Genomic DNA, 19,467 nt, shown 5'->3' with positions numbered 1-19,467 from the left:
CCGTCAGGTGCCGCGGCGCAGGAGCGCAGCTTGCTGCTCGGCGCTCTTGCCGTACGCCGCGAGGGTGTCCAGCACCGAGGCCACGTCGGCCGCGCTCACGGTCAGCTTGTTGTAAGTCGGCGCCTTCGATGAGCCGAGCAGCAATGCGGCCAGCCAACTCGGTACCCGCGGTTCGACCCAGCGGACGAACACGTACACGACCACCAGGGCGACCAGCTCGGTCACCCGCCCGCCGAGCCCGGACAGCCAGCCCGTCACGACGTCCGGGAGCCCGAGCCCGACCAGCCACGCCACCAGCGTGGCCCACGCGCCCGGCACGATGGTCCGGACGATGGAAGTGAGCTTGTCGCTCATGAGAAGTCCTCTCAGTATCCGAGCCGGGCCCAGGTCCTGGGCCCGACGATCCCGTCGACGACCAGGCCGGATCGCCGCTGGAACTCCTTGACGACCGCCTCGGTCTTGGCGCCGAACACCCCGTCGACGGTCAGCTTCGAGTAGGCCGGGTAGCCGCGGTTGAGCGTCTGCTGCAGCTGGGTCACCGCCGCGCCGGTCGAACCGCGCCGGATGGTCGGCTTGCTCGAGCTCCCGCCCGTCGACGGCGGCGGTGCCGGGGTGGCCGGGCCGCCGCCCGCGATGCCCCACCCGGCCCGGTCGTCGTAGGCGCCGGTCTGGGTCAGGCTCACGTGCACGTGGCTGGTGTGCGGGTTGGAGCCGGTGTAGACCTTCCAGCCCGAGAAGTCGGGCTTGGTGATCCGGCGGTTGAAGATCACGTAGCCGCCGCCGATCAGCCGGTGGTCGCCGGTGCGGCCGTCGTGGCCGGTCAGGCCGCGCTGCCGCAGGTACTCCGCGAGCCACCCGGCGTCGATGCCGTCGACGTCGATGTCCAGGGCGCGCACCACGCCCAGGCCGTCCTCGCGGTCGATGACCCACGGGTTGTGGTCGGACGATCGGGAGGCGTGCGCGGCGTCGCCGATCGTGCCGTCGCTGGTCTTGTCGCGGTTGGGCCACCTGGTGTTGACCTCGTTGCGGAGGTCGACCAGGGCGTAGGCCAGGCGCCAGTTCACCATCAGGCGTCACCGCCTGCGGGCTCGTCCGCGGGACGGCCGGTGTCGGCGGGCGCATCGGCGTCCTCGCCGGCGTAGGCCCAGGGGTCCTCGTGGGTCTCCTCGCCCGCGGTCACGGCCGTGGGCTCCTCCTGCTGCTCGGGCATCGCCCGCTCCTTCCTCTACGGTTCTTCCGTTGGCGGCTCGGCGTCGTCAGCGACGCACACCCACCAGGTCTCGTCGCCCTGCTCACGCGACTGAGCTGTGTAGCCCTCCGGGCAGGTCGGTCCGGGCGGCCCCTGTGCGCCTGGTGGGCCAGCGGGTCCCTGCTCGCCGGGCGGTCCGGCGGGCCCGGCAGGCCCCTCCGCGCCGTCCTCGCCGTCAGCCCCGTCCTTGCCATCCGTTCCGTCGGCCCCGTCCTTGCCGTCTGCGCCAGCGGCCCCTGCAGATCCCGGATCGCCCTTGTCGCCCTTGTCGCCCTTCTGGCCAGGCGGCCCTGCCGGTCCGGCAGGGCCGCGTGCGCCGGTCGCCCCTGCAGGGCCGCTGGCGGGCTGGGCCACCGGCACGGCGCCGAGCGCACGGACTTGGTCGGCGAGCTGCTGGGCGGCGGCCGAGTTCTGGTCCGACCGCGCGGACAGGTGCTCAACCTCCCCGCGCAGGAGCTCACTGCGCACGAACATCGCGATAGCGGCCGCGGCGAGAAGCGCGAACGCGAGCCAGAGCAGGCGGTGCATCCGGCTGTCCCGTGCCCGAGATGCAGCAGGGACGACGATCGTGTCCTTCACGCGGTCAGGCGTCACGACTCGTCACCCCGCTTCCGCAGCTCCTCGAGGAGCTGGTCGATCGCCTCGCGGCGCTCGTCGTCTTCGTCCTCGTCGTCGTTCCCGAGGACCCGGTCGATGGCGTACTGCGCTGCTTGCTCGCGCTCCTTGGCCGACCCCCGTGTGAGGGCGAGGACCCCGATGACGAGACCGCTGACCGCGGAGATGACCGCCGCGATGCTGGTGAGCAACGACGCGAAGTCACTCAAGGCCACCTCCATCCATTCCAGACATGACGTGTGAATTTCCCTGGCTCAGCTCGGTGTTGGCGTCGTGCTGCTGATGGCGTAGGAGTAGGGGCCGTCGCCCTCGACGATCTGGTAGCGGCCGGCGGTGATGCGGGCATCGGAGAACACCGAGTAGCCATCGCGGCTGATCCAGTCGCCCGGGGCGACGGTCATGTACCCGGTCTGCTCGGGCCGGACGGTGATGCTGCCGTCGTCGTTGAGCCGGACTGGGGCGCCGACGAACTCCTCGATCTCGGCGACGTCGCCTGCCCACTGGCGGACTTCAGTGACGGGCGGGGCGTCGGTGATTTTGATGGTCGGCACGGTCTGTCCCTTTCGGTGCGTTAGGAGATGAGGGGGCGGTCCCAGACGGCGTACATGAAGCTCATGCCCTCGATCGTGTTGCCGATGACGTTCTGGGTGGACCCGGAGTTCTGCCAGGTCGAGAGCCGCAGGATGTCCCCAACGTTCAGGGGGGTTTCGCGGTGGCTGCCCAGCGGCGAGGGGTCGTTCAGCGTGTTGAAACGCGAGGAGTCGAACGCCTTGGTCGCGGTGTTCGTTGGCACGCCGGTGTTATTCCGGGTGAGCGAGGCGACTCGCTTCCCGTCGACGTCGGTCACGGCGTAGTGCAGCTCGAACCCGATCCGGTAGATCCCGTCCTTGCGGATCGTGATGCGGGTCGGGTTGGCCGCGGACCACATCGGGTTGCCGTTGGCGTCTGTCCAGTTGATCCCGTCCACGCCGGACCACGAGACGTCCGTGTCGACGCTCGTCGTGATCGCCTGAGTGCCGGTCATGACCACGGTGCAGGCCGGCACGTCGAGTGCCTCGTTGAGCCGCTGCGCGGTGGTCTTCATGCCCGCGAGAATCACGGTGTCGCCTCCTATGCTTCGGTTCCGGCGCCCGCGTAGACCGGGTTGGCGAGCGTGACGGGCGTGAGTGCGGTGTGCGCCTTGACGACGCCGTTGATCGAGCGCTGGACGGTGAAGGTCTGCGGGCTCGTGGTGCCGGTGATGGCGGTGACGCGCATGACCTCGCCGCCGACGCGGATGTCGAACGGGAACTCGGAGCCGTAGGTCGCGGAGTCGATCCACCGCGGGCTGCCGGGGGCGGTCGCGACAAAGAACGCGGTCGCGGTCGCGGTGAGGGCGGACACCAGCTCGGACGCGTCGGAGTCGGCGCGGCTGTCCGCGCCGTCCGCGGTGCCGACGTTCCAGGGCTCGCCGGGTTGGCAGGTGAAGACCAGGTCGTGGGTCATGTTTCCGATCAGCTCCGTCGAGCCGAGCGTCAAGACCAGCACGCGATCGGGGTCCAGGTGGTCGATGGCGATGAGGTCGCCGATCTGCAGATCGAGCGCCTGGCGCCGCAGGTCCGGCTTGCTGGCGTTGACGCGCTCGTTGTGCAGGGCGATCGGGATCCGCGGGTAGCGGGCGGCGTCGACCGTGCCTAGGTGCAGCGCCCACCCGGCCAGGTCGGGGAGGTAGCTGTCGTAGCGGACGTTGTAGCTCGTCGACGAGGAGTAGGTGCCGACGCCGCCGTCCTCCGGCCGAGTGGTGCTGAGGCGCCCTTCCGTCTCCGTGGCACGGTAGAAGCCGCCGTTGTTCCGCTGGGCGGTGACGTCGTTGGTGAGGTTCTGGTCGTCGTCGACCGGCTGCGGCGGCTGCGCCAGCTCGCCGTTGCTGGCGTCGAGCAGGAGCACCGGCTGCTGCGACAGGAGCGACGGGTAGGTGCGGTAGGTGAGGTCGGTGGTGGCGCGGTTGTCGAACAGCAGCCCGAGGTCCGCCCGAGCGGATTCGTCGAGGACGTCGGTGAGGCTCGCGATGGGCTGAGGGCCGAGGCGTGTCCACGGCTCGGTGGCTTCGGTGCCGCGCTGGACGGCGACGTCGAACCCGTTCTCGGTGCCGAGGCGGCTGATCCGGTCGGGCGCGTACTCGCCGCGCATGCCGTCGATCATCGGCCCGAAGGTGAAGACGCTGTCCTCGATGGGCTGCACCGCGACGTGCCCCACGGCCATGCCGCTGATGTCCTTGTCAGGGCCGATGAACACGTCGGACACGTGGCCGAGCGTCTGGTTCGAGATGACGCCGGTCCCGCCGTTGCCCTGGTTGACCCCGGCCTCGACACGCCAGATGCCGTACTCGATGTTCGCCCCGACCTGGCGCAGCTCGATCGACAGCAGCCAGTTTTTGCCGTTGAAGTCCTGGGTCAGCCAGTCGCCGGTGTGGACGAGGGTGACGGTGCGGTCGAAGGCAGTCATCCGCAGAGTGCCGCCGAAGCTGGCGCCGTAGACGATGCGCCACCGGTAGATGCTGCCCGTGGTGTGGATGGTGGCGATCGCTTCGAGGTCGGCGAGCCCGGTGTCCGGCACGTGGATGAGCATCCGGACTTGGCCGTAGCCGTCCGCGTGGTTGGGCACCTGTCCCCACAGCGTGCCGTCGGCCAGCTGCGCGATCGGGGCGGACCCGGCGAACCCGGAGTAGGCGCCGGCGTTGACGGTGCCCTGGGTGATGGTCATCGGGGCCACGCCGCGGATCGGCGAGGCGAACTGAGCACTGTCCCGCCCGTCCTCCAGCGGCCAGTACGCCACAGGCGGGTTGTCCGTGGTGGTGACGTAGGCGCGCCGAAGCGACGACTGCAGCGGCGAGTCCCCCGCCTGCAGGCGGCGGAGGATGCCCGCGGCCTCGACGTCGACCCAGCGGGCTTTCCCGGTGGTGTCGCGGTTCGGGACGATGTCGGCGATCTCCCCGGCGAACCGCGGGTGCATGACCTCGAAGTTGTCGTAGCTGAACACGAGCGGCGTGTTGGTGTTGCCAGCCGCGAGTGCGGACCGGACACCGACGCTGCCCGCGGCCGGGAACGTGGTGTCGCGGACCCGGACGCCCCAGCCGTACGGCTCGGGCTGGCCGGCCCGCCAGATCTTGGCCCGGATCTCCTGGCCTTCGGCGACCGCGCGGACGGTGAAGGAGGTGCCGGCGGTGTCGTAGAACAGGCCCGTGGGGGTGGCGCCGACGAGGCTGGTGTAGGTGTTGGCGACGACCTTGTAGAGGTCGAGGGTGATGGCGCCGGTGGTGGGCGCGACCGACACGCGGACGGTGTAGTAGTTCGAGATGTCGACGAGCCGCAGGACCAGGTTCGCGGGCTCGACCGCGCCGCCACTGGGTGCGCCGATGGGCAGCGTGAAGTTGACCTTCACGTCCGCGTCGCGCTGCTTGAACGTGGTGAGGTAGGTGACGCGATAGTTCGTCGCGGCGGACACGGAGTGCCGGCCGACGCCGGACGCGACGCTGAAGTCCGAGGCGACCCAGCCGATCCCGCCGAACGTCCAGCCGCCGCCGCGGTCCGCGGTGCCCCACCCGCCGGAGATGGTGCGGGTGAAGGTGTCGTAGGCGGTGCGGATCCCGACGCGGACCGGGGTGGCGCGGCCGAGCTTGCCGAAGTGCGGGCTGGCCGCGTAGCGCGGCTCGTAGCCGCGCGCGCCGATCGAGCAGTCCTCGCCGTTCTTGAGCCGGAAGCGGCACTGCGACGCGGTGGTCTGCTTGGTCGTCTCGTTCTGCCGGCCGCGGACGATCTCGATCCCGGCGTCCCCGCGGACGTCTCTCGTGACGTCGACCCAGTCGTCGAGGTACAGCTCGACGCGCTTGTCGATGAGCCCGGCCATCAGCGGGCTCCCATGATCGCGGTCTGGACGTTGCCGCCGTTGACGTGGACGTACTTCTGCAGCTCGGCGATGAGCGCCTGGACCAGCGGGGGCGCGCCGCTGGTGTCGAAGGTGACGATCGTGGGGCCAGTCGAGCTGGTGCGCGCAGGCTGGTTCCCGGGCGACGCCCGCCGGACCGGGGTCACCCCGCCGCCCGTGCGGGCGCCAGCTCCGATCACACCGGCGAAGAACTTGTCGAGGTCGCCGCCGTGGTACATCGCGGCGAGCTCGTCGTTGTAGGCGCGGACGTTCGCGCTGTTGCCGTAGAAGCTGAAGTCCTCGAAGACCTGGCCGCCGTTGCGCCAGTGGTTGTAGACCTCCTGCGCGGCGGCGATCAGGCCGCCGTCGGCCATGCCGCGCGCGTCCCCGGTCGGGTTGCCCATGGCCTGGTTCGCGTACGCGAGGATCGACTGCGACCGCTGTGAGCTGGGGTCGAGCGGGATGAACGCCTCGGGGACGCGCATGTTGTCGCCGATCAGGCGGGGCATGTTCGGCGGCACCACGGTCGCGATGTGCGGGATCTGCTCGATCACACCGCCTTCGGCCATCGGGACCGCGCCGGGGATGTCGACGCCGCCGATTGCGCGTGGCCCCTGCTTCATGCCGGTGGAGACACCTGCGTAGCCGGTGACGTAGTTGACCTCGATGTTCATGCTGCGCGTCTTGACGAGCTGCCCGATCTTGGCCTCCGCCGAGGCGGTGAGAGCGATGACCTCGACGTCGCCGTTGGGCAGGTTCCGAACCTGGAACCCGAGCGCTTCCAGCTTGGCGACGGCGTCCGCGGTGAGCGCCGTGGTGATGGTGGTCCACTGGTTCGGGACCGCGAGCACCTTCCCGCGCAGCAGGTCTGCGGCCTGCTGGGCTCCGGGCATGCCGGGCTGGGTGAACATCGTGGCGACGTTCGTGGGGAACAGGCCGTACTGGTTCGCGAGCGCCTCGGCCTGCTGGCGGGTGAGGCCCATGACGGCGTGCTGGTCGATGAACCGCTGCCGCTGGACCGCGAGGGTGTCGTTGACCTGCTTCGCCGCGGCGTCGTAGCTCATGCCGCCCTTGACCAGGTCGTCGATCGCGACGCTCGCGTTGGCGAACCCGCCCTGCAGGGTCTCCAGGGTGTCCTGGAGCGCGGAGCCGTTGCGGGTGGCGGTGTTGACCGTGCCGTCGGCGTTGAGCAGCGCCGCACCGAACCCGTTCGCCCGGTCCTCGCTGGTCTTGAAGTTGTCCCCGAGGCCGCGGAGGGAGTCGTTGATGGTCTGCGTGGCCTCTTCGAAGGAGGGCGTCCGGCCGGTCAGGGTGTCGAGGACCTGCTGCAGCAGCTTGCCCTTCGTGGTGACGTCCGCGGTCGCGTCGCCGAGCCCCTGGAACGCCGTGGACAGGTCCGTGGTGGCCTGCCGGGCGAGCTTCTGCGAGTAGGACAGCTGGCCCGCCGCGGTGCCGGCGTTGGCCGCGGCGGCGGCGCCCGCGTCCAGGGCGGCCTTGTACTGGGGCAGGAACCCGGTCAGCTCCTCGATCGAGCGGCCGGTCTGCTCGCTCGCGGCCTGCAGCGCGGCACCGGCCTGCTCGGCCTGCCCGTTCTGCACCATGCTCGCCAGCGCAGCGTCGAGCTGCTGGACGCGGTTCTTTGCGTCGTCGAGGCGGGAGTCGACGCCGATGAGGTTGCCGGTGAAGTCGGTGAAGCCCTCGACCCATCCGTCCTGGTCGTTCTTCAGGATGGTGAAGGCGTCGGACAGGTCTTTGAGGTTCGAGCCGAACAGCTTCGCGAGGTCGCCGGAGGCCTTGCCCTTGGCGATCCAGTCGTCGAGGGAGTCGGACAGCCCCTCCACGGTGGTCTGGCCGCGCTCCACATTGGACGCCATGACCTGGGCGGCGGCGCCGATCAGGCCGAGCACGAGCACGGTCCGGCCCGCGATGGTCTGGAACCGGCCGGCACCGCCCTCGGCGCCCTTCCAGGCGTCCTTGATGTTGATGCCGAACAGGTTCGCCATCTTCGAGGCGGCGTAGAGCTGGCCGGCCGCTTCGCCGAGCGGGGCGGGCAGCATGCCGATCAGGCCGACGAAGCCTTGCAGGATGCCGAGGCCGCCGGACACGGTGCTGATGAACCCGCTGGTGAAGCTGTACAGCGGCGACCCGGCGGCGGTCGCCGCGACCATCATGTCCTCGGCCACGTTGAGGGCGTCGCTGAACTGGTAGAGCGCGGGGGTGCCGTTGTCGGCGAGGTTCGCGGCGACGGTACCCAGGAAGCCGAGGGCGTCGCGGCCTATGTCGCCGAGCACGCGGAGGTCCGCGGCGGCTCCGTCGGCGCCCTCGGAGGCGTTGACGAAGAAGGCGGTGAGGCCGGAGCCGGTCTGCTCCGCGAGGTAGCCGAGCGCCGCCATCGGCTCACCGGCGCGCTGGCTCGCGACCACGAAGCCGGGGATGGCGTTCTGGGTGGCGTTCAGCAGGGAGTTGGTGAACGGCAGGAGGTAGTCGTCGCTGTTCTCGAAGATCTGCGCGATCTGCGGGGACAGCTGGGCGGCGCGGCCTCGGACCATCTCCGCGGACTTGACGAAGTCGTCGGCGAACGGCTCGGACCAGCCCCTCAGCTGCTCCTCCAGCTGGTCCCCCGTCTTGCTCCAGGCCTGCGTCACCTGGAGGTTGGACTGCTGGCCGGCGAGGGCGATCTGGGTGAACGCGAGCGGGACGGCGGCCAGCGCCCCCACAGCGAGCCCAGCAGCGCCCGCGGCAGCGACTGGCAGCCCGGCGAACATCAGCCCGAACTGCATCGCCTTGAACTGGGCGTTCGCGCGTTTGGCGACCTGCTCGGTGGCCTTCTCAACGTCGCCCGCCACCTTCGCGAGCGACTGGTTGTCCACCTCGACGGGCACTCGGACGGTGACCTCGTCCGAGAGGATCGCGGCCAGGGCCTCGACCTGCCGCTTGAACTCGGCAGCCTCGGCCACGTCGACGGGGATCTCGGCCCTCGCCGATCGCGTCGCCTGCTCCATCAGCCGGCCCAGCTCGCGCCGGAAGGTCTCGCTCTCGGGAGACACCGGGATTTCCAGCGCCTGCTTCGCGGTGGCCCTGAGCGACGCTTCGACCTTCGCCCGCCAGGCCGCGTCGATCGGGTTGTCCGCGGTGGCCGGCAGTTCGATCGGCTTCTGTGCGCGGGCGGCCTTCGCGGTGTCGTCGGCGATCTTCTTGCCGAGCCGCTGCCCGATCTTCGCGGTGCCCTGGTCGAGGGTGCCTGAGAATGAGCCCGCGAACTCGTCGCCCGCGCGGGTGCCAGCCGTGCGGGCGTCGCGCCGGACCTTCTCGAAGGTCTTGGCCGCGCCGACGTCCTTCGCGGTAACGCGGATCTCGACCTCGTTGGCCACCTCAGGCCACCTCCTCCCTCATTCCCAGGTGCTCGACGGCGAGCAGGTGCCATAGCGGGTCGGCTGGGGCGGCGAGCAGCTCGTGCGGCAGGCACTTGAACCGCTCGCACAGCCCCAGCACGCGCTCGGCGTAGATCAGCTCGCGAGGCTTTCGGACAGGCTCTCCATCGGAATCGACGCCTCCAGGGACGGATCGCCATCGCTGGAGGGCTTCCCTAAAGGGGCGTCGACCTTGTAGTGCCCGGCGTGCCAGCCGCGGACGAGCTTCGTGCAGAACGCCGGCTCGAAGCTGCGCATGGTCTCCCGCGTGATCGGGAGCGGCGCGTCGTCCGGGCCGATGTTCCACTCGACGATCAGGTCGACGAACCAGTCGAACACCGCGGCCATGCGCTGCTCGGCTTCGCGCACGGTGATCTCGCCGTCCTTGAGCGCGCGGAAGATGTCCGGCCACTCGTGCTCGAAGTGGAGGATCTCGGCGACCGAGCCCCACCGGGCCTTGACCACGAGGCCGTCCATGCCGGTGTCCTCGTCGAAGTTGAGGACGAGGACGGTCTGCGGTGGTTCGAATCCCATTCGTCAGCTCCAGACCGGGACCGTGCCGTCGGCCAGAGCCGCGGGCACTGCCCAGGTCAGCTCGCCGGAGTCGGAGCGGGTGAGCGGGTAGTCGGTGAGCAGTACCTCGTTGGTGAGGGTCTGCCCGGACACGCCGATGGACATCGTGCGCGGCACGCTGGTCGAGGTGATCGTCTTGAACACGCTGTGCGAGGCGTTCGCGGCGTCGTTGAACACCCCGTTCAGCGTCGCGCTGAAGTCCGCGAGCAGCAGCAGCCGCTCGTTCGCGGACTTGTCGATGCCCGTGACGTCCTGGGTGGCGCGCGGGGTCGCGAACTCCAGGTTGGTGATGTCGTTGCGGATGTCGCGCGGCGTGCCGGCGGCGTCGTCCACGCTGAGGGTGCTCCAGCCGAGACCCGATTCCTTCGCCATGGCGGCTCTCCTATCCCTTGTTGATCAGCTCGACGACGCGCTGCTGGTGCTCGCCGAAGTCCTCGACCCAGTCGGCCGGGCGGGTGTGGCGCCGGACGTGGCCGGTGGGGTTGCCTCGCCAGTCGCCGTCGCGCACGAGGTAGACCTCCGGGCGCGTGCGGTGGTCGGCGAAACAGCGCTGTCCGGACTCGAACGTGAACACGGTGAGCCCGGCGGCGTTGCGCTCCTCACGGAACGTGCGGCGCGACTGGGTGCGGATGTAGTCGGCCTGCCGCTTTCCGAGGTCGGTGGCCTCGTCGACGATGGTTCGCCAGCCGTGCCGCCAGTGCGCGCACCCGACCTCCTCGCACGCGGCCTTGACCTGCGTGTCGCGGGGTGAGGCGATGGCGTAGGTCTGGTAGTCCCGCACGGTGCCGACGGGCTGGATCCGGTTGATCATCAGAAGCTCACTTCCACGTCGTTTTTCGCGACCCCCACGGCGAACACGAGCTGGGTGAAGGTGCCGGCGGTGACCACGCGCAGGTACCGCTCGACGGTCTGATCGCGGGCGGTCTGGATGCGCTGCTCGGTGATCCCGGCGACGGCGGCGAAGGAGCCGTCCACGACGTCGGTCCAGGCGTCGGCCGCGCCGTTGTCGCTGGACTCCTGCAGCTTGATCGTGGCGCTCGTGCCGGTGAACGCGAACACCTGCAGGTATGCCTGCAGCCCGAAGGCGGTCGGCGCGACGAGGTCGACGGCGGGCCCGTTCGTGGCCGCGGTGTCGGTGCGCTTGCCGGGGGTGAGCTGGGTGCACCACTCCAGGCCGAACCCGTTGGCCTGCGCGGAGACGGCGAGGGTGAACGAGCCGTCGTCGCCCCGGCTGGGGTCGTAGTTGATCTGCTTCGACACCAGGCAGGCGGCTTGGCTGCCGAGCTGGGTGCCGCGGCAGTACATGACGTGCCGGTCGGCGGTGGGCAGCGACGAGAGCACGGCGTGCGCGCGGTCGCGGGTGACGCCGGGGTTGTCGGTAGCGCGCTCCGGGTTCCAGAACGCGGTGAACTCGATCGCCCCGTCCCGCAGCCCGCCGATGCGCTCGTTGGCCTCCTTGTCAATGCCGGTCACGTCGAGGGTCGCGAGCGGGCCGGCGATGTTGCCGACCTGCCCCACGTCGCCGGACACGTCGTAGCCGGAGACGTACAGGTTGTCCCCCAGCCCGGACTGCTTGCCCACGTCACGCCTCCTTCGGAGGAGCGATGACGAGCTGCCGGACGAAGCAGTCCTTCGCTTCCAGCAGTTTGCGGAGCCCGGCTGACAGCTCGGGCCCGTCGGGCAGCTGCGCGAGCATGGTCTCGGCCAGCTGTGCGCACGGGCCGGAGATGGCCTGCAGGTGAGCCGGGAGGTGCCGGTAGTCGAAGAGGGGCTGGAAGTGCGCCACGCTCGGGTGGCGGCGGCCGGCCCAGGGGTTCTCGGTCATGCGTTCTGCTCCCAAACGTCGTTGACGATCAGCGGGACCGTGATCGTCATGACTCGGTAGATCGTCTTGTCCTGGGTGAGGTAGCCCGCGATGCCCGAGAGCGGGATGCCGTGGGCGCCGAGCAGGTCCACGTCGCGCACGAGCCCGTCGAGGGTGAAGTCGTTGGAGTAGGCGAGCATCAGCTCGTTCACCGCGGCGGTCAGGTGCGGGTCGATCGCGTCCGGCGGGTCCGACAGCGCGTTCTGGTAGATCCGCACGTTCACCACGAACCGGGCCGACGTCGAGTTGAGCCCGGACCCACGGATCGGCTCGATCCGGTCCACCCAGATCGCCGAGGTGAGCCCGAAGCCGGGCGCATTCTTCGGCTCGTGCAGGTTGACCCGGTCGAACCACCCAGTTCGCAGGGCGTGGTCGGCGAGCGCCTCGATCAGCGCGACGAAGTCCGACTCGGCGAGCGCCGGCATCAGTTCATCCTCCCCACGAACCGAGCGAGCACCTCGCGGGCGAGCTGCGGCGCCTTCTCCCGGGTGGTGTGCGCGGCGCGGCGGAACGAGAAGTAGCCCTTGAACCGGGTGGTCTTGTTACGCTCGCCCACGCCCTCCAGCCAGGGCCCGTAGATCACGCCGCGATCGTTGACCACACGGGCACCCTCGTCCGCGACGACCTGCACCTGGGTCTCGTAGTACGGCGTGGGGTTCCGGATCGAGGTGTCGAGGTTCAGGTGCACCTCGGCCGATGCCTGCCCGGCAACCCGCTCTTCGATCGCGTCGAGCCCGTCCTGCAGCGCCAAGTCCGCCCGGCCGTCGAACAGCGGCCCGGACACGTGCACCTCCGCCATCTCAGATCACCCGCTTCCGGACCTTGCGGCCGTGCGCCGTGTAGACCTGCTCGCGCAGATCGGGGAGGCCACCGCCGTAGGTCTCGCGCGCGTTGTCGCCGGAGCCGGTGCGGGTGGCGTACCCGGCGCCCTCCCGCAGCACGGCCACGAGCGCCTCGGCGATGCACAGCTCCCGCACGAGGGCGGGCGGGTCGTGCCGGAACACCGCGGCCCCGTTGGCGTGGCTGGCCGCGCTCGTGCCCACGGCGGCGCGCTCCAGGGTCAGGGTGCGCGGCGCGTAGATCACGGCGCCGGTGGTGTGCGCGGCTAGTGCGGAGCCGTCCCAGGCTCGCTTCACGATCAGCGTGTTGCCGGCGACGTCGAGGATCCGCATCCGCTCGGCGTCGACGAGGACCGTCTCGCCCTCGGCGAACGCGGCGCCGTTGGCGACCGGGATTGCGGCCGTCGAGGCACGGGCGTCGATGTCGGCCTGGAGCGTCTGGCCGGTCGGCGTCATGGTCTTCCCGGTGACGATCAGCCGCTCGCTGCCGATTCGCAGCAGCGAGCCGACACCGACGGCGGCCGAGTTGGTCACGGCGACCGTGCCCGCGGTGCCATCCAGCGCGCCGGCGAGCGCCCCAGCCGGGCTCTCGTCGGCCCGGTACCCGAACACGCCGCTGATCTCGATGTCGCGCTGGGCGGTCGCACCGCCGCCGAACGACGCGGACCCGCCGAGGTCCAGCTCGATCCGCGTGAAGGGTGGGCCCGAGTTCGCGGGCTCCAGGAAGTACTGGTCCGCGCCGATCGCCACTCCCCCGCTCTGCAGCGCTGTGACGGCGACCAGCTCGTTGTCGTCGAGCCAGAGCCGGTACGAGGTGCCCATCTGCGGGTCGGGCCAGGGGAACGACCTGCTGCCGGTCCAGGGGTAGAACCGGCGGTGGCACAGGGCATCAATGCCGCGGGACGCCGAGGCGACGGCGCGGTCGACCTGCGCGTCGTTCCGCGCGGTCTCCTTGCTGTCCAGGGCGGACTTCACGTCCTCCCTCGTGGCATACCACGGTTCGGTCATGCTGGTGCTCACCTCGTTCCTGTGCCCTTGCTTTCTTGGCCGAGCACCCCGTGGAGTGCTGGGTTCGAGTCGGTATTCAGTTGTCCAGTCCGGCGGTCAGCCGTTGGGGCGCCAGCCGTCGAAAGGGCAGTGCAGGCTGCCGTCAGGTCCGGTCTGGAGCGGCTCGCCGTCGTTCGGACAGGCAACGGGTGGCCGGGCCTGCTCCGCCGCGCGCTCGGCCGCTGCCTCGTGCGCGATCGCGAGAAGCCCGTACCAGCCGCCTGCCTCGGTCATGCCTGCTCGCCGACGATTCCGCGGCGGTTCTTGCCGGCCTTCTCGGCGTCGAGGACGCGGGTGCGCTCGACGTCGTCGGCGCCGTCGAGGTACGCCAGCACCTCGGTCACGGTGTGGTCGCTGGGGTCGAACGGCTCGGCCCCCTCGCTCGCCTGCTCGCCCGTCGCCTCCTGCTCGACGGGCGGCGTGACGCGCTCGGTGGTGGGGTCGAACTCGGGCAGCGGCTCACGCTCGCCATGCGGGCCGTCGACGACCTCGCCTGGAACCTCGACCGTGGTCTCGGGGTTGGCGTTGGACGCTCCACCGTAGACGGTGATCTTGGGCATTTCCTGGCCTTCTTCCAGGTAGTTGGTGCTTGCGCAGTGCGGGCAGGCCAGGAGGCCCACCGCGTAGGCGGTGGTGCACTCCTGGCAGATCCACAGCATTGGTCCGACCTTCGTGCTCAGACGCCCATCGCCGGCAGGTTCGCCGGGGCGCGCTGCGCCACCAGGTCCCGGGTCACCGCGTTCACAGTGCCCGCGCCGGTCGAGCTGAGCCGGACGAACTTGTAGCCGTCGGACAGGGACGCGGCCTCGACCTCGCACACCATCGCGTTCTGGGCCGCAGCCGCCGCGGTGACGACCGTCGCGGCCGCGGCCTGCGTGCGGCGCGTCCACGCGTCCGACCCGTCGCCGGTGGCGGTGTGGTACTCGGTGAGCACCGGCAGGTTCTGCGCGCCGGTGCCCGCCGCGTCCCTCGCCTCCTGCAGCGTGTAGGTGTCGCCCACGGCGCCAGCGAGGTAGCACAGGAACGCCACACCGCCCGCCGCCTTGAGGTTGATCCACTTACCGTCGGCGGCCGGTGCCGTGTTGAACAGCCGGCCGAGAGCCTTCTGTGCCATGGGGTTGTGCCTTCCTGGTGGGGGTTGATTGCCACTTCGGAGCGAGAGCCGGGCGGGGTGTTAATGCCGCCCGGCCCCGGCAACGATCAGGCGCGGGCGGCCAGCTCGACGAACGGGGACAGCGCGGGGCCGCCGTTCTTCGGGGTGATGGCCGACTGGATCCACGGGCGGCCGTCGACGCGCTGGATGATGCGGTAGGCGGTCTGGTCGTTGCCGAACTTCCAGTCGGTCGACGAGGAGGCGGTCATGGTCTGCCGGTCACCGACGAGGTAGTAGGTGAGGTCGACGAACGCGATGTCGCCCTGGTCGCCGAGCACACTGGCCTGCTCGGTGACGATGATCGGCCGCCCGAAGATCGTCATCGGGGCGGCGCCAGCCGCGTTCGCGACGAACACCGAGTTGCCGCCGGTGCCGACCGACAGGCTCATCGTCAGCAGCTCGGGAAGCGCGTCCGGGGTGACCACCCACGCCGCGCGCTGCAGCGACGACGGCAGCATCCGGGCGTACATCTTGACGATGTTCTCGTAGACGATCGTGTCCGCGGCCTGCCCGGATTCGGCGCCGACGGCGACCGTGGCGGGGTTGCCGAGGTAGCCCAGGGGCTGGCCGACGCCGTTGCCCTTGGAGAAGGCGGCGTCCTCCTCGAACGACAGCGTCATCGGCCAGAGCCGCTCGATCAGCGCCGAGAACGAGATGATCGAGTCCTGCAGCAGCTCGTTCGGCACCACCGACAGGCCGGTCAGCTTCTTCGCGTCCAGGACGACGCGCCCGAACTTCGGGTTCGCGTCGACCAGCGCGGCCGACTCCTCACCCCAGTAGGCGATCATGCCGCCGAACACGCTGCTCTGGTTGCTGGAGACGTCGATCGTGGGGAACGGCACCCGCGCCGAGTCCATCGGCACCACGGTGGCCCGCGGTCGCACCGTCGCGGTCTCCAGCGACACCTGCAGCAGCTGGCTGCGCAGCGTCTCCGGCACCAAGAAGCCACCGTCCGCCGGCGACACCGACGAGGCGGCGTTGCGGATCTCCGTGCGCCGTGCGGAGGCCTCCGGGGACTCGTTGAGGTGCCAGATCGACTCGAGGTAGTCGACGGCGTTGTTGAACTTGTCGTCCAGGACCACGCCCGGGGCGTTCGGGTTGTGGTTGGCGCCCTGCCCGTAGGAGGTGAGCATGCCGCCCTTGCGGTTGCGGGCGCCGCCCTGCGGGTCGAGGTTGAGCCGGTTGATCCGCTCGACGTTGTCGCCGTCGAGGTCCTTCTCGCGGAGGTAGTCGGCCAGCTGCTTCTGCGTCTCGGCCTTGATCGCCTCGTGCAGGTCGGTGCCGGGGGCCTGCTGCTGGTCGGCGTAGGCCTGGATGAACCCGGCGAACGCCTCCTTGTTCTCGATGATCGGCTTGAGCTTGCCGGGGTCGCCGACCATCTCGGCGAGCTCGTCGGCGTTCTTCGGGATCGGGACGTTCTTCGGCGGAACGAGCTGGGTCGTCATGCCAGGCCTTTCTCTTGGAGGGACATCAGCAGCTCGTCCGTTGTGGACGGCTCCGGTTCGAGGAGGGCGGCGACGGCGTCGGCCCACGGGTCGGGTGGTGCTGGTTCCGAATCGGCGCCGGGCGCGGGGGCGGCCTCGGGTTCGTCGACGGCATCTGGCGAAGCGGCGGCCTGCCGCTCGGCGCCGCTGGCCTCGCTGTCGTCGCCGGACGTCGCTGCTGCAGCGTCCTTCGTGGCCGAGGGCTGTGTGTGGGTCACCCCAGGCTCGGAATCGGTGGCTTTCGGCGCAGCGTCGCGGCCTGCGTGGCGGAACTGGAACACCGACAGGTCCCACCGGGTAGCAGCCAGCTGGCTCTCGTCGGGCTCCTCCGGCTCGTCGCCGCCCTTGCGTTTCGGGGTCACGATCTCGTCGGCGAGCCCGGCGTCGATGGCTTCCTGCGGCGTGTACCACTGCTCGCCGCGCATCACGTCGCGCCAAGCCGCGATCTCACCACCGGCACGCTCGGCGTAGATCCCGGCGAGGGTCTCGGCAAGCGAGTCGAGGACACTGCCCATGTCGCGCATGTCGTCCGCTGCGCCGACGCAGAATCCCCACGGGTCGTGGATCATCATCTGGCTGGCCAGGCACATCCGGACCTTGTCGCCAGCCATCGCGATGAAGGACGCAGCCGACGCGGCGAGGCCTTCGACCGTGACGGTGACGGTGCCGTCGAGCTGGGCGAGCAGGTTGTAGATCGCGAACCCCTCGAACACCTCCCCGCCCGGGGAGTTGATGCGGACGTGGAGGTCGCCGCGGTGGCCCTTGAGCGCGGCGGCGACGTCGGCGGCGGACACTCCCCACCAGGAGTCGATCTCCTCGTAGATCCACAGCTCCGGGGTGGAGTCGTCGAGGGCGACGAGCCGAACACCGCGATCGCGGGGCGCCGCGGTCGCGCGAGGCCGCCGTTGTTCGCGGGCCCGGACGATGTCCTGCACGCGGCCGATCAGCCGCGGGTCGATGTCCATCAGCTCCCGCCTTCCGTGGTCTTGGGCCGCCACACGCCGACGACGGTGCCGCGGCAGCGCCACGTGCCCTTGCAGTCGATGTAGCCGCCGAACGGGTAGAGCTTCAGCAGCGGCGCCAGGTCGTCCGTGTTGGCGACCCAGCGGCCGTGGATCTCGCGACACGGGTCGCAGGTGTTGCGGTCCATCTGCTCGGAGGCGTAGAGCGCGCCGACCGGGCCGGACTTGAACGTGGCCTGCCGGGCCTGGTTCTGCGCGTGGGTGAGCCCCCCGCCCAAGGCCTGCGCCGACGTCGAGTCGGAAAGGCCTTCGAGGTGGGTCCGGACGTGGTCGGTGATCTCGTCGGGGTCAGCGTCAGGCCAGGCGATCCGGGCGGCTTCACGGCCGGCCGACTGGGCGTAGCGCTGCCCCTCGAAGGTGGCGATGGTCTGGGCCGCGTCCTGCAGCTCGGATTCGGTGGGCCATGCGGGGGTGAGGGTGACGTCGTGCTCTGCGGCCTCGTCGACGGCATGCCCGGCGGCGGTTTCGGCGAGCTCGCGCATCGCGTCGGCCAAGTGGCTGGCCGCGGTGTCGGTCTCGACGGTGAGGCTGGTGAAGGTGCCCTCGCCGCGCAGCACGGCGCGGATCTGGTCGAGGAGCTCGTCAATCCACGCGGCGACGACGCTGCCCCTCCACAGCTCCAGCAGCGCGACCAGCGCGGCTTCCCACGCAGCCTGGACCGGGCTGAGGTCGACGGCGTCGACGGCGTCCTCGTCGCGCTCGGGCCAGTCCCCCGGCGGAGTCGGGAAGTCCTGGCTCCGGATCCGGTGCGGGTACGGGGGGTCGCCCGCGAGTGCAGCCACCTGGGCGGGCCAGTTGTCGACGACCGGCACGGGCTCGTCCTGCGCGCCCGGCGCAGGCAGCTTCGGCGGCGCTGGCTTCTCCGGCTTCTCCCACACCAGCGCGTCCGGCAGTTCGAGCGCCTCCTTCACCGACTCGCCGTCGAACCCGGCATCGATGTAGGTCTTCGCCGCCGTGGCCTTCGCGGTCATCGCCGCGTTCTCGGCGGCCTCGTCCTCGGGCACCGGGTTGTCGAAGTCGAACTCGAGGTCACGCGCGGTGTCGCCGAACAGCGGCAGCAACATGGTGTTCAGCGCGTCCCGCCACCGCTCCAGCCGCGGCTTGACCAGCCATCGGGCGAACATCACCTCGCCGGCTTCGGCGTTGGCCCGGTTGACGTCCTGGGTGATGCCGAGCATGGCCTTCGGGAACCCGAACGCCTCCATCAGCGCGTCGCGGGTGACGCCGCGCAGGGCGGTGAACTCCATGTCCCGCTGGGTGTACTTGCGGTCGATCCACTTGCCCTGCTCCAGCACGGCGACGCGGTGGGCGCGGGCGACGCCGCGGTGCTGCTCGTTCCAGCGCTTCGTCAGCTCGTCGAACTCGGGGTCCGACAGGTGCTTGTCGACCTCGATGATCCCGCCGGGCTCGGCCGAGTTCAGGAAGAAGTTCTTGTTCCACTCGGCCGCGTAGCGGGCGGAGTGGACGTCGGTCAGGATGGCCTGCACCGGGCCGAGCCCGCGGTAGGGGTCGGACGGGTTCGGCCGGCGGGTGAAGATCACCTCGTCCAGCTCGAGCGGCACCTTTTCCCCGTCCGGCGAGGTGTAGATGTAGCCGGCCAGGAACTTGTTCGGGTGCGGGACCGGGGTCATGCGGTCGGGGCGCACGGGCCAGAGTTCGAGGGGGAGGTTCCGCAGGCGGGGGCTGCGGCCGACGACCCACCAGGTTTCGCCGGTCAGGTCGGCGTGCTGGGAGGAGGCTTCGAAGAAGGTGGCGCGGGAGTAGAAGGGGTTCGGCTTCGTCACGATGTCGAGCGCGGCGTGCCGGGTGATCTGGATGCGGTCTTCCTCGTTGCCCGATGCGGCCTTGCGGTAGAGCTTCCACTCGGTTCCGGCGATGGCTTGGGCGATGCGGTCGACGATGCCGAACACGGTGCCGTTGGTGGCCATCGTGTCGAGCTGGCCGATGACGTCGGCGCGGGACCCGAACATCGAGCCGAAGCCCATGGCCCGGCGGGGGGCGAGCGGGACGGGGCTGTCGTTGCGCGGCCGCGGCGCGAGCAGGCCCCTCACCGGCGACCGTCCGGGCGAGCGGATTTCGGTTCGAGCATGCGCCACTCGGCGACCAGACACGCGGCGCCGACGGCGAGCAGCCCGGCGGCGAGTCCGAACTGGAGGAACGCCGCGATGACGAAGCACACGAGCGCGACGAGGGACAGGATCGCGGGCGCGACACGGCTCACCGCTGGCTGCAGAAGGGCGATGAGCCGGTTGATCACACGCGCAGGATACCTGAACACATGAACACCTAGACAGATGAAAAGGTGTTG

The 19,467-nt window shown here is 70.3% G+C and carries 24 protein-coding genes; all 24 read right to left on the bottom strand.

Going from position 1 to position 19,467, the window contains the following annotated elements; genetic code table 11:
* Positions 1 to 3: 3 nt before the first annotated feature.
* Positions 4 to 354 (bottom strand): hypothetical protein, encoded by a 351-nt coding sequence (locus AMYTH_RS0132590; protein WP_027933747.1) that lies wholly within the window; start codon positions 352 to 354, stop codon positions 4 to 6.
* Between the two features lie 11 nt (positions 355 to 365).
* Positions 366 to 1,067 (bottom strand): peptidoglycan-binding domain-containing protein, encoded by a 702-nt coding sequence (locus tag AMYTH_RS47280; protein ID WP_051362886.1) that lies wholly within the window; start codon positions 1,065 to 1,067, stop codon positions 366 to 368.
* A complete protein-coding gene (locus AMYTH_RS49180) occupies positions 1,067 to 1,210 on the bottom strand; it encodes a hypothetical protein (RefSeq protein WP_157360694.1) in 144 nt (47 codons plus the stop codon). Before AMYTH_RS49180 ends, AMYTH_RS47280 begins: the two co-directional genes overlap by 1 nt.
* Before the next feature lie 15 nt (positions 1,211 to 1,225).
* Complete coding sequence (locus AMYTH_RS46155; protein WP_051362885.1) at positions 1,226 to 1,843, bottom strand: hypothetical protein; 618 nt, start codon at positions 1,841 to 1,843, stop codon at positions 1,226 to 1,228.
* Positions 1,840 to 2,073 (bottom strand): hypothetical protein, encoded by a 234-nt coding sequence (locus tag AMYTH_RS0132570; RefSeq protein WP_157360693.1) that lies wholly within the window; start codon positions 2,071 to 2,073, stop codon positions 1,840 to 1,842. Before AMYTH_RS0132570 ends, AMYTH_RS46155 begins: the two co-directional genes overlap by 4 nt.
* 45 nt (positions 2,074 to 2,118) lie before the next feature.
* Positions 2,119 to 2,415, bottom strand: coding sequence for a hypothetical protein (locus AMYTH_RS0132565; RefSeq protein ID WP_027933745.1), 297 nt, complete (start codon positions 2,413 to 2,415; stop codon positions 2,119 to 2,121).
* A 20-nt stretch (positions 2,416 to 2,435) separates the two neighbouring features.
* Positions 2,436 to 2,948, bottom strand: coding sequence for a hypothetical protein (locus AMYTH_RS0132560; RefSeq protein ID WP_027933744.1), 513 nt, complete (start codon positions 2,946 to 2,948; stop codon positions 2,436 to 2,438).
* 26 nt (positions 2,949 to 2,974) lie between these two features.
* On the bottom strand, positions 2,975 to 5,749 hold the full coding sequence (locus AMYTH_RS0132555; protein ID WP_027933743.1) for a hypothetical protein: 2,775 nt from the start codon (positions 5,747 to 5,749) through the stop codon (positions 2,975 to 2,977).
* Positions 5,749 to 9,138, bottom strand: a complete 3,390-nt coding sequence (locus tag AMYTH_RS0132550) for a hypothetical protein (RefSeq protein ID WP_027933742.1) — start codon at positions 9,136 to 9,138, stop codon at positions 5,749 to 5,751. Before AMYTH_RS0132550 ends, AMYTH_RS0132555 begins: the two co-directional genes overlap by 1 nt.
* A gap of 135 nt (positions 9,139 to 9,273) precedes the next feature.
* Positions 9,274 to 9,711, bottom strand: coding sequence for a hypothetical protein (locus tag AMYTH_RS0132540; RefSeq protein ID WP_027933741.1), 438 nt, complete (start codon positions 9,709 to 9,711; stop codon positions 9,274 to 9,276).
* 3 nt (positions 9,712 to 9,714) lie between these two features.
* Positions 9,715 to 10,122, bottom strand: a complete 408-nt coding sequence (locus tag AMYTH_RS0132535) for a hypothetical protein (protein WP_209440806.1) — start codon at positions 10,120 to 10,122, stop codon at positions 9,715 to 9,717.
* 10 nt (positions 10,123 to 10,132) lie between these two features.
* Positions 10,133 to 10,561 carry a hypothetical protein gene (locus AMYTH_RS0132530; RefSeq protein WP_027933739.1) on the bottom strand — a complete coding sequence of 143 codons (429 nt, stop codon included), beginning with the start codon at positions 10,559 to 10,561 and terminating at the stop codon, positions 10,133 to 10,135.
* Positions 10,561 to 11,331 (bottom strand): hypothetical protein, encoded by a 771-nt coding sequence (locus AMYTH_RS0132525; RefSeq protein WP_027933738.1) that lies wholly within the window; start codon positions 11,329 to 11,331, stop codon positions 10,561 to 10,563. Before AMYTH_RS0132525 ends, AMYTH_RS0132530 begins: the two co-directional genes overlap by 1 nt.
* A 1-nt stretch (position 11,332) precedes the next feature.
* On the bottom strand, positions 11,333 to 11,575 hold the full coding sequence (locus AMYTH_RS0132520; protein ID WP_037322850.1) for a hypothetical protein: 243 nt from the start codon (positions 11,573 to 11,575) through the stop codon (positions 11,333 to 11,335).
* Positions 11,572 to 12,039 carry a hypothetical protein gene (locus tag AMYTH_RS0132515; RefSeq protein ID WP_027933736.1) on the bottom strand — a complete coding sequence of 156 codons (468 nt, stop codon included), beginning with the start codon at positions 12,037 to 12,039 and terminating at the stop codon, positions 11,572 to 11,574. Before AMYTH_RS0132515 ends, AMYTH_RS0132520 begins: the two co-directional genes overlap by 4 nt.
* Positions 12,039 to 12,413 carry a hypothetical protein gene (locus tag AMYTH_RS0132510; protein ID WP_027933735.1) on the bottom strand — a complete coding sequence of 125 codons (375 nt, stop codon included), beginning with the start codon at positions 12,411 to 12,413 and terminating at the stop codon, positions 12,039 to 12,041. Before AMYTH_RS0132510 ends, AMYTH_RS0132515 begins: the two co-directional genes overlap by 1 nt.
* Position 12,414: 1 nt before the next feature.
* The gene (locus AMYTH_RS0132505; RefSeq protein ID WP_157360692.1) at positions 12,415 to 13,461 is read right to left on the bottom strand and encodes a hypothetical protein; all 1,047 of its coding nucleotides are present in this window, start codon (positions 13,459 to 13,461) and stop codon (positions 12,415 to 12,417) included.
* Between the two features lie 96 nt (positions 13,462 to 13,557).
* Positions 13,558 to 13,734, bottom strand: coding sequence for a hypothetical protein (locus AMYTH_RS49175; RefSeq protein WP_157360691.1), 177 nt, complete (start codon positions 13,732 to 13,734; stop codon positions 13,558 to 13,560).
* Positions 13,731 to 14,159, bottom strand: a complete 429-nt coding sequence (locus AMYTH_RS0132495; RefSeq protein WP_027933733.1) for a hypothetical protein — start codon at positions 14,157 to 14,159, stop codon at positions 13,731 to 13,733. The genes AMYTH_RS49175 and AMYTH_RS0132495 overlap by 4 nt, the downstream gene beginning before the upstream one ends.
* Before the next feature lie 17 nt (positions 14,160 to 14,176).
* Positions 14,177 to 14,614 carry a hypothetical protein gene (locus tag AMYTH_RS0132490; protein WP_027933732.1) on the bottom strand — a complete coding sequence of 146 codons (438 nt, stop codon included), beginning with the start codon at positions 14,612 to 14,614 and terminating at the stop codon, positions 14,177 to 14,179.
* An 86-nt stretch (positions 14,615 to 14,700) separates the two neighbouring features.
* Entirely contained in the window at positions 14,701 to 16,098 is a 1,398-nt protein-coding gene (locus AMYTH_RS0132485) for a phage major capsid protein (RefSeq protein ID WP_027933731.1), read from the bottom strand.
* Positions 16,095 to 17,102: a head maturation protease, ClpP-related gene (locus AMYTH_RS46150; protein ID WP_051362884.1), complete on the bottom strand. Its 1,008-nt coding sequence runs from the start codon at positions 17,100 to 17,102 to the stop codon at positions 16,095 to 16,097. Before AMYTH_RS46150 ends, AMYTH_RS0132485 begins: the two co-directional genes overlap by 4 nt.
* Positions 17,102 to 19,210 carry a phage portal protein gene (locus tag AMYTH_RS0132475; RefSeq protein WP_157360690.1) on the bottom strand — a complete coding sequence of 703 codons (2,109 nt, stop codon included), beginning with the start codon at positions 19,208 to 19,210 and terminating at the stop codon, positions 17,102 to 17,104. The genes AMYTH_RS46150 and AMYTH_RS0132475 overlap by 1 nt, the downstream gene beginning before the upstream one ends.
* Positions 19,207 to 19,416, bottom strand: coding sequence for a hypothetical protein (locus tag AMYTH_RS0132470; protein WP_027933729.1), 210 nt, complete (start codon positions 19,414 to 19,416; stop codon positions 19,207 to 19,209). Before AMYTH_RS0132470 ends, AMYTH_RS0132475 begins: the two co-directional genes overlap by 4 nt.
* Between the last annotated feature and the right edge of the window lie 51 nt (positions 19,417 to 19,467).

Source organism: Amycolatopsis thermoflava N1165, assembly GCF_000473265.1.
Lineage (GTDB): Bacteria > Actinomycetota > Actinomycetes > Mycobacteriales > Pseudonocardiaceae > Amycolatopsis_E > Amycolatopsis_E thermoflava.
Note: the sequence above shows the minus strand (reverse complement) of the source record. Positions and strands in the feature narration are given on the sequence as shown.